Source organism: Shewanella benthica KT99, assembly GCF_000172075.1.
Lineage (GTDB): Bacteria > Pseudomonadota > Gammaproteobacteria > Enterobacterales > Shewanellaceae > Shewanella > Shewanella benthica_A.
The window spans coordinates 65,506-79,899 of record NZ_ABIC01000017.1; the positions used below are offsets into that span (position 1 = coordinate 65,506).

The 14,394-nt window shown below is 47.0% G+C and carries 11 protein-coding genes and 1 pseudogene; 7 read left to right on the plus strand and 5 right to left on the minus strand.

The window, feature by feature from the left end:
* The first annotated feature begins 111 nt into the window (after positions 1–111).
* From KT99_RS09985 to KT99_RS09990, 3 genes are all read left to right on the plus strand, one after another.
* Positions 112–1,287, plus strand: a complete 1,176-nt coding sequence (locus KT99_RS09985) for a hypothetical protein (RefSeq protein WP_005499572.1) — start codon at positions 112–114, stop codon at positions 1,285–1,287.
* A gap of 115 nt (positions 1,288–1,402) precedes the next feature.
* The gene (locus tag KT99_RS20765; RefSeq protein ID WP_083804833.1) at positions 1,403–1,588 is read left to right on the plus strand and encodes a helix-turn-helix domain-containing protein; all 186 of its coding nucleotides are present in this window, start codon (positions 1,403–1,405) and stop codon (positions 1,586–1,588) included.
* A gap of 111 nt (positions 1,589–1,699) precedes the next feature.
* Complete coding sequence (locus KT99_RS09990; protein ID WP_005499573.1) at positions 1,700–2,068, plus strand: hypothetical protein; 369 nt, start codon at positions 1,700–1,702, stop codon at positions 2,066–2,068.
* A gap of 326 nt (positions 2,069–2,394) precedes the next feature.
* Here KT99_RS09990 and KT99_RS09995 read toward each other — a convergent pair whose 3' ends face one another.
* Positions 2,395–3,216 (minus strand): HNH endonuclease, encoded by an 822-nt coding sequence (locus KT99_RS09995; RefSeq protein WP_005499574.1) that lies wholly within the window; start codon positions 3,214–3,216, stop codon positions 2,395–2,397.
* A 492-nt stretch (positions 3,217–3,708) separates the two neighbouring features.
* On the opposite strand from KT99_RS09995, the gene KT99_RS10000 reads away from it, so the two are divergent.
* Positions 3,709–4,188, plus strand: coding sequence for a DUF2947 domain-containing protein (locus KT99_RS10000; RefSeq protein WP_005499576.1), 480 nt, complete (start codon positions 3,709–3,711; stop codon positions 4,186–4,188).
* Positions 4,189–4,387: 199 nt separating this feature from the next.
* Here KT99_RS10000 and KT99_RS10005 read toward each other — a convergent pair whose 3' ends face one another.
* Positions 4,388–5,011 carry a TetR/AcrR family transcriptional regulator gene (locus KT99_RS10005; protein ID WP_005499578.1) on the minus strand — a complete coding sequence of 208 codons (624 nt, stop codon included), beginning with the start codon at positions 5,009–5,011 and terminating at the stop codon, positions 4,388–4,390.
* A gap of 144 nt (positions 5,012–5,155) precedes the next feature.
* Here KT99_RS10005 and KT99_RS10010 point away from each other — a divergent pair, with 144 nt between their 5' ends.
* The 3 genes and pseudogenes from KT99_RS10010 to KT99_RS10020 all read left to right on the plus strand — a co-directional run.
* Entirely contained in the window at positions 5,156–6,286 is a 1,131-nt protein-coding gene (locus tag KT99_RS10010; protein WP_040571838.1) for an efflux RND transporter periplasmic adaptor subunit, read from the plus strand.
* Between the two features lie 5 nt (positions 6,287–6,291).
* Positions 6,292–9,372: an efflux RND transporter permease subunit gene (locus tag KT99_RS10015; protein WP_005499581.1), complete on the plus strand. Its 3,081-nt coding sequence runs from the start codon at positions 6,292–6,294 to the stop codon at positions 9,370–9,372.
* Between the two features lie 161 nt (positions 9,373–9,533).
* Positions 9,534–10,989, plus strand: a pseudogene (locus KT99_RS10020) (Cache 3/Cache 2 fusion domain-containing protein); the annotation flags it as partial.
* Between the two features lie 262 nt (positions 10,990–11,251).
* Here KT99_RS10020 and cydX read toward each other — a convergent pair.
* The 3 genes from cydX to KT99_RS10035 are packed head-to-tail and all read right to left on the minus strand — an operon-like array spanning position 11,252 to position 14,095.
* On the minus strand, positions 11,252–11,368 hold the full coding sequence (gene cydX / locus KT99_RS20770; RefSeq protein WP_005499590.1) for a cytochrome bd-I oxidase subunit CydX: 117 nt from the start codon (positions 11,366–11,368) through the stop codon (positions 11,252–11,254).
* Positions 11,369–11,384: 16 nt separating this feature from the next.
* A complete protein-coding gene (cydB, locus tag KT99_RS10030) occupies positions 11,385–12,524 on the minus strand; it encodes a cytochrome d ubiquinol oxidase subunit II (protein ID WP_005499591.1) in 1,140 nt (379 codons plus the stop codon).
* A 14-nt stretch (positions 12,525–12,538) separates the two neighbouring features.
* Positions 12,539–14,095, minus strand: coding sequence for a cytochrome ubiquinol oxidase subunit I (locus KT99_RS10035; protein WP_005499592.1), 1,557 nt, complete (start codon positions 14,093–14,095; stop codon positions 12,539–12,541).
* Positions 14,096–14,394 lie beyond the last annotated feature (299 nt).

The window sequence follows — 14,394 nt, forward strand, 5'->3', positions numbered from 1 at the left end:
AATATCAAAATCTAAAATCTATTTTTCATAAATGACTTGGTTGAGAAGCCTCGCCGTAATCGCTTGTGGTAATGCTTTAATGCACCTCGCACTCAACCGCGGAGTTTATTTATGAACATGCTTTCAACTTGTGCCTACAATGTATCCTCGCAGGCCAAAAAATCACCAAACTGCACTATCACTAGAGCACAGACTTTTGAACTAATTGCAGCCTTCTTAGGTAAGAATTCGTTTGCCGCCCTCAAAAAATCATCAATCACACAGCTTCTAGAGCAAGTGAACACGGAGCCTTTAATTGCCTTTGAAAGATGTAAGCTAAAAGCACTCACTCTAAACCAAAGCCAAACGGTCTCAACTCAACTTGCCAGCTTAATACGAGACCAACTAGCTTCACTTAATTTTAAGCAATCACCACTAGTAAATCGGCAAGCGCTTCACTACCTAAGTTATTGTGACAGTGATGAGTTTGACGATTGGGATGAAAGTGAACCTCGTAACCAGATTGAAGCTGAGTCGGTTGATTCGTTCAAGTACAAAGGGTTTGAAGTTAACATTAAAGCCCTTTTTGCAGAGTTACAACAAAGTTCGAGAGCTGGCGATAAGGAATCCAAGCTTTTAGAGTTTCTGTGGCTTTTAGGTGATCTACCATCAGTGTCTAGTGATGAAAGTAGCCAACACTGGTATGAACAAAGTATCAAGGGTCACAAACTAGGTGAAGCCCAACAGAGCTGGGCTGATAACTATGAAAAACAAATAAAACCTTCTCAGGCCTTAAAACACTTCATAAATAACACAACAATTCAGGAACTAGCTCAACCAAATGTTGATCAACTGATCGAGTCTCGTGGCTTCCAATCTATCAATGAGTCCATTTGCTATAGCTTAAACTCACAGGAGATCATGAACATAATCGACAATTACTGGGAAGTGAACGCCGATTGCGATACAGAGCTTTCGTTCTTTAAGCATTGGTCAAGATTATCAGCATTGCAGCAGCCAAGCAGAGAGTCATTGGCTGGACATATTTTGCAAATGAATGATCCAGTTGAACAACACTCTTGGGCTAGGTTTGCAAAAGAGCATGGTATTGATGTCACTAAAGATGATCATTACGCCATAGATACCAATACTGGTGAGCTTTGGGATGCTGACTATGATGCTCCAATTGAAGTATGTGGTTTTGATGGGGTAACCCTAAACACACTCCCTAAAGTAGCCGAACCTCAAGTAGAAGCCAGAACCACAAAAATGCTAGAACTGAATAAACAGCTACAAAAACTAGTTTAAACATCAAAAGGTGTTTCTCACCCTGAGAAGCACCTTTTTGAACCTGACAAGCGCATATTCATTTCCCCTTTGATCATATTGTCACTCCGTCGAACACAAATCTATCGGAGTTAATATGAATACACTGCTTACCCCCTCTCAGGTTTCTGACTGCTTAGGAGTCACTATAGGAACCTTATCTGTATGGCGCTGTACTGGCCGCTACCCTCTTAGCTTTATCAAAGTTGGCCGTCGTGTCATGTACCGTGAAAGCGATGTTGAAAACTTCATTAACGGGAGGGTTTATGAACACACTCTTTGATATTTTGCTTTATCTGTTCATGTGCTGTTGTTATGGATTTGTACTCGGTTGCATAGTATGGGAGCATTTTCAGTTGAAAAAATCATGTCAGAAAAATGCAGGTGGCAAGTAATGGCCACCTTCACTAAAGAGCAAGTGGCGTTTATTGCTTGGTTAGCTCAGGGTAACTATATCGATGTGTGTATCGAGCTTTGCCCTGCTCTTGGCAAGATGACAGGCTATGAAAGCTGTAACGGACATTTTCAAAAGCGCACCTTGTTTAAACTAAAGGCGCAGGGCTTTATCTGTGAGAGTGTCCATTACATAACGGGGATTCGTTACCTGCGTTGCTCAATCAGTCAGCGTGGTCTTGATTGGCTCTCTACTCATACTGAGCAGAGCCATCAAGCGCAGCCTTGTATGGAGCCTATAAGAAAGGCTGCTGATGAATCAAACTGGAGTCGTTACACTGAACTCATGGGCGGTGTATTCTGTAAATAGAGTCGACCAGCTCATCAGGCCGCTATATCAAAACAAGATGGTTAGGCCAACCCCATCCCTAAGCAAGAGTAAAGAGCAGGTCAATTCCGACAATCCCCACGGCCTTACAATGGCAACAAAGACACCCACTGTTGTTTTTGAAATTTATACTGAAATGAGTGGTGCACTTCTACTTTGAATAAGGGTCAAAAGCTCTTTACCTCACAATCTTGGGTGTCTGGATAAAAAGTCACTGATGATAAAATATTGGTAGTAAACTTACTCATCCTTGAATAAATAATATACAGGACAGCAAATTAGTCTAATTGCTGCCCTGTGATCTTGGTCTATTGCGTATTTATTTCATTTAGCTGAGAAAATATTTTCTGGTGATAAAATAGATAATCTTCAAACCTTTCAAGGTCTGCCGACTTAATTTTACTAGTCGCGAGTGCATCCCCTTCATTGACTCCCAATTGCGTCATCAAAGATTTATCCAGCTGGCTACTAAATTTGACTCTGTATTCAATACCAACTTTGTTGAAGGTGATCAGATGCCGATCAAAAAGCTTGTCTATGTGCGCGCACAACAAAATGCCATTGGCACCATCTAACCTCTCGTGGGTATCTTTACAGTTACGCCACGATTTTATATGCGAAGCGATAAGCATCTCTCTAACAGGGGTAAGCGTTAACGCACAAACCTCACTCCCCCACACTCGGATCACATCCTGTCGAAATTGGCCTTGGCCTAGGCGAGCATTTATCTCTTGTCGTTTCTCTGAATCAGATAGAAGCGAAGCGAACACATCAAGGATATCTTCACTTATCTCACCATCATTGATAACGGCATCTTTATCGATACAAGAAGGAATTAAATTTTCAAATAAGAAGCTGTCTTCTCTCTCTTTCTCTAAGAACTGTACTGAAATATGGTTATATTTAAGTTTCTTACCCATCGAGTTACCAAGGCTACAATCAGGATTTCTTTTATTATGTTCAAAATGTGCCTTCTGCCCATCTTTGCCTTGCTTCATTAACTTGATAGACGCACGGCACTCTGGGCATCTACGTACAGCACTATTATTGCCATGAAGCGATTCAACAAGTATTAGGTGCCAATCACCACAAATAAGCACTTCACATATAGAGTTTGTCAGCTTTAACATATCATTCCTTATCGTTTTAATTTTTACTTACACTCTCATTAAGCCGCTCTCGCCTTTTCTCCTCTGAGAGCTGTTCTATCTCTACTCATTCTGAGAATCTGTAACTTACCTATCTTCGACTCTTGAGCCTCAGTGTCAAGTAACTAAGCGATAGTATTGCCAATATTAGCTCCAATCTTCTATTTCGGTGCCGATCAACATCTGAGTGAACCTAGCGACTCGCTGTAATGGCTATTTATTAGCTGCCTGCCTATCCACAGATGGCTGTGATCCATTAGATTATGGGTAACAGCGGCCTGAAAATTCTAAACTCTATTACTTTCATCTTCCTGTACCGACTGACTTCAATAAACAAATATCAGATATTCACCTTCATGACGCACATAATTTTCCTTTCGCGCTTGGAAGCGATTTAATAATCATGTTCAAGTCTGTATAATCCCTTGATTCAACTTTAACTAATTCTGACCATAGAAGGGTCTGGAGAGTCGTTTGGCACACACTTATATCCCGCTCGAGCAATACCAACGTAAATGGATTTTTAATCATAAAGATCTGCCTGTGACCGATGAAGATAAAGCGTTTATCAAACCGCTGGATCAGAAAGGGGCGATGGAAGTTTGGAACAAGTGGATCAGTAATCGTAGCAGCAGTACAGAGCAGTTCTCTAAAGGCGACTGGGCCGCGAAAGACACAGCTTGGGTTGAAGCCGATGACTGGCAGAGTGCTTGGGACAGTGAAGATCCGGCACTACCAGAGATGTTTGCCGCCCATTTCGATTGGGCCGATAATACTCCCGTCTATTTCTGTTATGAGAAGTATCAGGTTATCGAGACTCGTTGGGATGTGTTTGTTCGCAATTGGAAATGCTTTCTGTTCTTCGATGACGGACCCCTGCTCATATCACCTAAACACAAACAAGCGGCACTGATCCATCAAGATGGGCAATATCAGCTTGGCCATAGAGGTTAAGGCTGTTTTTAGCCTGGGTCTCTCCCCATCACCCAATAACAACAGCTTATATGAAGTCCCACAGTGATTGTTTAACTAAAACCACACTGGCTACGCTCATGAGTGCCATGGTGTTAAGCGCTGCTTTAAATAGTAATAGATGACTAACACCTGGCTTAATCCTGGGGCTCAAGCCCCAGGATTAAGCCGCTTCTAGCGACTAAACCTTATACGCCTTTAAAAACATCGCAATACAGCCTGTTAAGTAGTCAGCACGGCCCTCAACCAGATCATCTGCGTTTAAGCCTAACTCCAACTTTAATCTCATCTCACCATACATCATCAGACAGAGTCGCACGGCGCAGCTGCGGCAACCATCAAATTTATAAACGCCTAATTTTTGCACTTGTTCAAAATAATCGGTCAACACGTAGAGTAAATGTTGGGGACCGGCGTCGAAGAAGAGTGCCGATATTCCTGGGTGGGTCTCAGACTGAGCCACACAAGTGGTAAATACTTTCAGCGCTTCCGGGCTGACAATCAAGTCACCGAAATACTCGGCAAAACAACTCAGGGCCATTTCGGGCTGACTGGGATCGGTAAACACATCCTCGGCTAAGCGCTGAACCACGCATCGTGATTCTATCGATGCGACAAATAATTCATCTTTGCTGCCGAAGTGAGAATACACAGTCTGTTTCGAGACACCGGCTAACTTAGCAACCTCATCCATACTGGTATTGGGAAAGCCCTGGCCACAAAAGAGCTCCATGGCCGCTTCGAGTATTTGCAGGCGTTTTTGTTCGCTTCGAGTTAAATTTCCGTTCGGAGTAACCGATTCCATACACAAGCCCCTTTTAACAAGGTTTTTACACTTTAGACGCATTTAATCACAAAGTAGACTAGACAGTCCAGTTCTTTGTAAATAGACTAGGCAGTCTAGTTTAACATTTTTGCAACTAAGACTTAACCAAGGAAGCGTGTCAGCATGAGTATTTTAACAGCCGTCTCAAACTCGAGAGTGTCAATAAGCCTACTGCTTAGCCTTTCTCTTGCTGCGTGTCAGGGTGAGGTGACTGAGCATGCTGGGTCACCATTAGTGCAAACAGTGACTACCGCCACGCTTACCCTCTCCCCCTCTTATCATCATACTCAAGAGTTTACCGGCACGATTAAGGCCGGTAACACCACAGGCATAGGCTTCGAGTTAGCGGGGAAAATTAAACTCATTGCCGTGGACAGCGGCGACTCGGTGCAACTCGGACAATTACTGGCTCAGCTTGATACGCAACTGCTCGAAGCCGAGCGAGATGAACTCAATGCCAGCGTGTTACAAAATAGCGTCGATCTGCAACTGGCAAAGAGTACCCTAAACAGAAGTCTGGCACTGCAGCAACAGGGATACACCTCGGAGCAGACACTCGATGAACTCAAGGGTCAGCTCAACAGCCTTAAAGCGGGTCAAAAAAGACTCAAGGCTGCCGTATATGCCAATGCGCTCAGAATAGAAAAATCATCACTGCTGGCACCTTTCGATGGTGTGATCAGCAAAAGAAGCAGCAATCTAGGCGAAGTCATCACCTTGGGTAGCGCCATCTTCACCTTAGTCGAAAACAACAATCCTCAAGCCATCATAGGGGTGCCGGTCAATGTGGCACAACACCTGATGCCTCAACAGAAAATATCACTGCGGGTGGCTAATACCCATTATTGGGCTCACATAGAAGGCATAGGCGCCGAAGTTAATTCAGTGACCCGAACCGTACCTATACGCCTCTCTCTGCCGAAAGACTCCAAGGTACTCAATGGCGAGATAGCCTATTTGGCCTACGAAAAAGAGATCCATCAAGCGGGATTCTGGGTGCCTATTTCGGCGCTTACCGATGGCATTAGGGGGCTTTGGAACCTGTATGTGCTGAGTTCAGATCTGGATCAGGATAATCATAAAACCTTCAATATTGAGCGCAGAGACATAGAGATCCTTTATACCAAGAATGACATGGCCTTTATTCGAGGCGCGGTTCATGTCGATGAGGCTTATATCGATCGAGGCCTGCATAAGTTGGTCGTAGGTCAGCGGGTCAAACCCACATCTACCGCTGCCACGGCTGCGAGGTAAACAAGATGGTTAAAGCTTTAGTAGAGAATGGACGCTTAGCAAGCTTATTTATCGCCCTCTTGATCGTGGCTGGATTAGGCGCGATATCCAGTTTGCCGCGCATGGAAGATCCCGATATTACCAACCGCTTCGCCTCGGTGATCACTCAATATCCGGGAGCTTCGGCCGAACGAGTCGAGGCCTTAGTCACCGAAGTATTGGAGAATCGCCTACGCAGGTTAGAAGAGATCAAATTAATCCAATCCACATCCAGGCCAGGCATTTCGGTTATTCAGCTCGAACTTAAAGACAGTGTACAAGATACAGGTCCTGTGTGGTCCAGGGCGAGAGATCTCATCGCCGATGCCAAGCCGGTACTGCCTGCAGCGGCACAGAACCCACTACTGGATGACCAAATTGGTTATGCCAGCACCGCCATCTTAGGACTGGTTTGGCGAGGCGGCGGTGAAATTCGCACCGATATGCTCAACCGTTACGCTAAAGAGTTACAGAGTAAGCTTAGGCTGCTCAGCGGCACAGATTTCGTCAAGCTTTATGGTGCCCCTACCGAAGAGGTATTGGTACAACTCGATGGCAACAAGGTCAATCAGCTGGGGCTCACCCCGGCGTCCATCGCCAGAATTCTCAGTAACGCCGATACTAAGGTGTCTGCCGGAGAGATTAATAACAATAACTTCAGAGCCCTGATTGAAGTTTCCGGAGAGCTCGACTCACTCTCGAGGATCCGCCGAGTGCCGTTAAAAGTGGACTCTCAGGGTCAGATTATCCGCTTAGGCGATATCGCCACCATTAACAAACAAGCTAAGACGCCAGCCAATTCCATTGCCCTCATAGATCAGCAGCAAGGTGTGATGGTGGCCGCCCGCATGCTCAATAATACCCGGGTGGATCTCTGGCTAGCCAAAGTTAGAGTCGAAGTCGATGCCATGCAGGCGTCGGTTCCAGCCAATATCGAGATCCAATGGCTGTTCGATCAAGAGAGTTATACCAGTGACAGGCTCGGCGGCCTGATAGGAAGTCTACTGTTAGGTTTCATCATTATTCTGCTGGTCTTGATGCTGACCTTAGGTCTGCGCAATGCCCTCATCGTCTCCCTATCTCTGCCTCTGACTGCACTCTTCACCTTAACCTGCATGAAGTACGTCGGCCTGCCTATCCATCAGATGTCTGTCACCGGCCTGGTCGTTGCGCTGGGGATCATGGTCGATAATGCCATCGTCATCGTCGATGCCATCGCCCAGCGAAGACAACAGGGCTTATCGAGAATCGAGGCGGTCGCTGCAACACTCAAACACCTATGGCTACCTCTGGCAGGCTCGACCATCACTACTATGCTCGCCTTCGCCCCTATCGTTCTTATGCCTGGTGCGGCCGGAGAATTTGTCGGTGGTATCGCCATCTCGGTCATGTTTGCCCTGCTGGGGTCATACATCATCTCTCACACCTTGATAGCCGGCTTAGCGGGCCGTTTCGGTGTAGAAGGAGATCAAGACAAATGGTATCAAACCGGCATCAGCTTGCCACAAGTCAGTAAGCTGTTTAATGCTTCGCTGACCCTGGCGCTCAAGCGCCCTCTGCTATCAGGCTTGTTAATAGGCATCTTACCTATCACAGGCTTCATTGCTTCGGGCCAGATGACAGAACAATTTTTCCCGCCCTCAGACCGGGATATGTTCCAAATTGAGGTCTATCTTGCCCCCCATGCGAGCGTGGCGAGCACGCGTCATCTCGTGGAACAGATGGATCAACAGCTAAGAGACACGCCGGGCGTGACCCGTATAGACTGGGTCATAGGCGGCAATACGCCTTCTTTTTATTACAATTTACTGCAACGCCAGCAAGGCGCGAGCAATTACGCCCAGGCCATGGTCAAAGTCGAAGATTTCGACACCGCTAACCGTCTCATTCCTCAGCTGCAACGAGCCCTAGATCTTGCCAACCCGGAGGCGCAGATATTAGTCAGAAAGTTGGAGCAAGGCCCTCCCTTCAATGCCCCGGTTGAACTAAGGGTATTTGGCCCTAACCTAGATCGACTCAGGCTGATTGGCGATGAAATCAGGCGTATCTTGAGCGATACCCCGGATGTGATACACACGCGAGCGACCCTGAGCGCCGGAGCCCCCAAGATATGGTTCCAGGTCAATGAAGATGCCAGCTTGATGAGCGGCCTCAATTTGACCGAAATAGCCGAGCAGATCCAGATGGCCACGATCGGCGTCAATGGCGGCAGCATCTTAGAGCAAACTGAATCGATACCCGTGAGAGTCAGGCTACAAGACAGCACTCGGGAGCAGCAGAGCAAGCTCTCTGAGATCAATCTGGTATCCTCATCGGGAGCTGGCATTCCCTTATCGGCCCTCGCCAAAAGTCAGATCCTGGTCAGCCGCGGTGCGATACCTCGCCGCGATGGTCAGAGGGTCAATACCATAGAGGCCTATATTGTCAGCGGCGTGCTGCCGCAACAGGTGCTCGATGATGCTAAGGCGCGAATAGACGGGCTTAACTTGCCGGCTGGCTATCATATCGAAGTCGGCGGTGAGAGTGCTAAACGCAATGAAGCCGTAGGCAACCTACTGTCTAATTTAGTCTTGGTCGTTACCTTACTGTTAGCAACCCTGGTATTGTCATTTAACTCATTCAGGCTAACGGCCATCATACTAATCAGCGCGATTCAATCCGCAGGGCTTGGTTTACTGGCTGTCTATCTATTCGGTTATCCGTTTGGTTTCACTGTGATCATCGGCCTATTGGGCCTGATGGGACTCGCCATTAATGCGGCTATCGTTATCCTGGCCGAGCTTGAGGACCAGAGTGATGCCAGAGAGGGCAATATAGACACCATAGTCAGGGTCGTATCGGGCTGTGGTCGTCATATCGGCTCCACCACCATTACCACAATAGGCGGCTTTCTGCCCTTGATTATCGCCGGTGGTGGCTTCTGGCCCCCCTTCGCCATCGCGATTGCCGGTGGTACCTTACTCACCACCTTACTCTCGCTGATCTGGGTACCGACCATGTATAAACTCATCATGCGGCCGGAGAAGTCCAGCGATGTCGAACCCGGCGAGTCTTGGGTTGGAGGATAGCAAATAGGCTGACGAGCGGCTGGATGGATAATTGCGATCTAGGTCAAAAAATCGCAAAAAAACAGCTTACTCACTGATATCCATTGTTATTAGACCCATGTCAAATCAGTGATTATTAATATGCTTTACATTAATAGCAATAATAATTAGACAGAGTAACCGGCAGTGTATCCTACCTCGCCGCCGCAAATGAGCTCGAAGTTAAGGCGGTGACGGGGATCAAGGCCCAGATGCAGAGCACAGCGGATCTGATCAAGCTGCAGTATTCCACTCTGCTCGCCCTGGCGCGCCGCAACGCAGATATTTTGCGGATCATGTATCCGGGCCAGTTCAGCAAACCCGACAAGACGGTGAAGATATTCGGCAAAGCCACCCCGGCATTGAAGCATGAGAGAGAGCAACTCAATGCCACCAAGAGTAAGGTCGATCGTTACTCTAATCTCACCGGCGGCAACGCCACTATCTTCGTCCGTGATGGCGATGACTTCATGCGTATCTCCACCTCCTTGAAGATGGCCGATGGCAAACGCGCCCTCGGCACCTATCTGGGCAAGGATCACCCGGGTTATCAGGCCCTGCTCAAGGGGGAGAACTATGAAGGCTATGCCAACTTGTTTGGTAACGATTATATGACGGTATATCGCCCGTTCACCGATGTGCAGGGCCGAGTCATCGGCATCTTGTACATAGGCTTCGATATCACAGACTCTCTGACCCAACTCAGACAGACGATCATGCAGCTGAAGATCGAAGATGGCCAAAGGTCTCAGGCAGCTGATCGTCGCACTGCAACAGTCGGTCGGGACATTAGAGACCCAGGCATCACAAGCACAAGAAGTTGCCAAACTCAATGGCGAGGAGGCTCAGTCTCTGATGGCGCAGACAGATCAAATAGCCACTGCCATCGAAGAAATGTCGATGTCAATCAGAGATGTGGCCAGCCATGCCAGCGAAGGAGCGTCCAAGAGCCAACAGGTCGATATAGCCTCACGTGAAGGACATCAACAGTTGAACCTAGTGGTTCAAGGCTTGGCAGAACTCAGCCAGCAGTTAAATGCAAGCCATGTCAGTGTCGAGAGTGTCACCAAGGAGAGTGAGGCCATCAGCAAGGTAACCGAAGTCATCAATGGTATCGCCGAACAGACTAACTTGCTCGCGCTCAATGCCGCCATCGAGGCTGCCAGGGCCGGAGAGCAAGGCAGAGGATTTGCCGTCGTTGCCAATGAGGTACGCACCTTGGCCCAGAGAACACAAACCTCTATCACAGAGATAGAGCAAACCATCCATCAACTCCAGTCCCAAGTAAAAACAACCGCGGCTCAGATGGCACAGAGCCAGCAACTCGGGGTGTCATCGGCGACTCAAGGTGAAGAGGCCAATAATCAACTTAATCAGATCACTAACAGCATAGGAGAGCTCGCCATAGTCTCGAGCAGCATAGCCAGTGCGACCGAGCAGCAGAGCGTCGTTGCCGAAGAGATCACCCGCAATCTGCACCAGATCACCGAGCTTGCCCGAGACGGCGAGCAAAGAGCCGGTGAGACTGTCGATTCAGCCATGGAGTTGTCGAATATCGCCGCCGAAATAAAGCAACAGATCAGCATATTTAGGGCATAACTAAGTGAGTCGCTAGACACTAGATACGAGTGCTAACACAGAGGGGACGCTTCATCCCCCTCTACAACTTCTCGTGACTCTTAACCTGCCAAGAACATATCTAACATCATTCAAGCTGGATTCCGGCCACAAGCATGCCGGAATGACGTGTATCTTGAGCTTTCTTGGCTCTATCTTGAGCCTTCTTAGCCTTAATAAATAAAAAGCCCCGCTCCTTTCTCAAGGGCGGGGCTTTTTTAGTATCGACTAGAGCGGAAAATAATTAATCTTTATTCTCTATCTCTCTGTCCATATTCTCGGTGTTCTCCAGCCAAAGGGCATTGATGATGCCGAATGAACACGCCAGCAATACTCCGAGTATCCAAGCAAAATACCACATAGATTAAACTCCTTAGTTAGTAAAGTGACGTCTTATTGTCTTCGATGAAACTGCGAGATAGACGGCCAAACATCTTATAGTAAGTGTAGATAGTGTATGAAAGCACTATCGGGATAAAGATAAACGCAGCCCAAGTCATCACTGTCAGAGATTTTTCACTGGCCGTGGCATCCCACATGGTCAAACTCACATTCGGCTCCAGTGAAGATGGCATAACGAATGGGAACATGGCTGCACCACAGGTCAAGATCACGGCTGCAATAGCCACTGAACTAAACAGGAAGGCGAAACCAGAACGATTCAAGCGACTGGCTACTATAACTAGGAGTGGCATGACGAGCCCCAAAACAGGGAACATCATAGTAAAAGGATACTTGTCATAGTTTGTCAACCAGGCACCAGATTCGACGGCAACCGTCTTAAGTGTTGGATCCGATATGCCATAAGTATCCAGAGCTGAGGTGATCACATAGCCGTCGATACCATTGATCAGCCAGACACCGGCAGCGCCAAACAAGACAAACAATAGTAAGGCAAATACCTGAGCCGCATTCGCAGAACGGGCTCTCAAATCACTCTCTGTCTTCATCTGTAACCAGGTCGCACCTTGCATCATAAACATGCTGACGCAGATAAGACCCGCTATGATACCGAAGGGGTTCAACAAGCCGAAGAAGCCACCATGGTAAGTCGCACGCAAGTATTCATCGAAATTGAACGGCACACCTTGAAGCAAGTTACCGAAGGCGACACCTATGATCAGCGGCGGTACGAAGCTACCGATAAACAGTGCCTTGTCACATGCTGAACGCCATCTTGGGTCATCGATTTTAGAACGATAATCGAAGCCTACGGGTCTAAGGTACAAGGCGAACAACACCAACATCATCGCCACATAGAATCCCGAGAACGACACCCCGTATACCATGGGCCAAGCTGCGAATAAGGCGGCACCAGCACTGATGAACCACACCTGGTTACCGTCCCAATGAGGGGCTATGGTATTGATCATAATACGACGTTCGGTGTCATCTTTACCTAAAATAGGTAAGAGTGCACCGACCCCCATATCGAAACCATCGGTTACGGCAAAACCAATAAAGAGTAAGCCTATCAGCGCCCACCAGATAAATCTTAACATTTCATAATCAAACATAATCAGATCTCCCTTTAGGCATCCAGATTTTCAAAATGATAACGACCCGTCTTCAGGCTACTGGGTCCCATGCGAGCAAATTTAAGCATTAGATACACTTCGATCACCAACAAAATAGTATAAAAAGTCGTAATTGAGATGATACTGAACCAAAGATCACCTACGGTAACACTCGATGCAGACATGAAGGTCGGTAAAATCTCTGAGATAGTCCAAGGTTGACGACCATATTCAGACACAAACCAACCACACTCGATGGCAATCCAGGGCAAGGGCAAGCTGTACAGCGCCGCTTTCAGTACCCAAGTTTTCTCTTCGATGCGATGACGTGTGCTTTGCCAGAATGCAGCAGCAAACACAAACAGCATGATGATCCCCGACCCCACCATGACTCGGAAGGTCCAGAACATAGGTGCTACGTTTGGAATTGAGTCCTTAGCCGCTGCGACTATTTGCTCTTCTGTCGCATCGACTATCTTGTCGGTATAACGTTTCAGCAAAAATCCGTAACCTAGATCGATTTTAGCCTCTTCGAAGGCTGCAAGTAATTCAGGTGACTTATTACCTTCACGCAATTCAGTCAACATGGCATAAGCCTTCATACCATTGCGAATACGAATTTCGTGATCGGCAATGAGATCATGAATCCCAGTGACTTCTTCATCCAGAGAGCGTGTAGCTATGATGCCCATTGCGAATGGGATCTTGATGGCGTAATCGGTTTCCATGGTTTCCTGATTAGGGAAGCCCACAAGAGTAAACGAAGCCGGAGCCGGTTCTGTATGCCACTCAGCTTCGATCGCTGCTAATTTGACTTTCTGCACTTCGCCGACTTTATAGCCTGATTCATCACCGAGTACGATAACCGACAGAATTGATGCTAAACCGAAACTCGCGGCAATCGCGAACGAACGACGAGCAAACGGCAAGTCTCGTTTGTTAAGGATATAGTAAGAACTGATAGCCAAGACAAACATGGCACCGGCAACATAACCAGAAGCCACGGTATGAACAAACTTAACTTGAGCAACCGGGTTAAATAACACTTCTCCCCAATTCGTCATCTCCATGCGCATGGTTTCATAGTTAAATACCGATCCCACAGGATTCTGCATCCAACCGTTGGCAATCAAGATCCACAACGCAGACATGTTAGAGCCGAAGGCGACTAACCAGGTGACCGCCAGATGCTGGCGTTTGCTGAACCTATCCCAACCGAAGAAGAACATGCCCACTAAGGTGGATTCGAGGAAGAAGGCCATCAACCCTTCGATTGCCAGTGGCGCCCCAAAAATATCGCCGACGTAATGGGAAAAATATGACCAGTTAGTGCCGAACTGGAACTCCATAGCTAGCCCGGTAGCGACGCCCAAGGCAAAGTTAATACCGAATAACTTACCCCAAAACTTGGTCATATCTTTATAAACCTGCTTATCTGTCATCACATAGAGTGACTCCATGATAGCCAGCAAGAAAGCGAGGCCCAAAGTTAAGGGAACAAACAAGAAGTGATACATGGCTGTCATCGCAAATTGAAAGCGAGAGAGCTCAACAACTTCTTCTAAAATCATTAGTGACTCCTTAGGTGGTGCAACCATCAACTAAGATTAGATCCCCATCAATCAAAGTTAATGCCTATTGAGGAATTTTATTTTAAGCCTTTTACTCGCTCAGCGGCGGTAAAGAGAGGCTAAATATCGTTTTTTACAAAATGTTCGAAATAAGCACAATAATATTCATATCAAGCCATTTCCATGACCAAACTCACAACAAAATATATATATGCGCTAAATACATGGGTAAAACATAACACTCTAGAGGCTAAATCTTTATTATCAAAAACTTAACCAAAACACAGACTATCTCACCG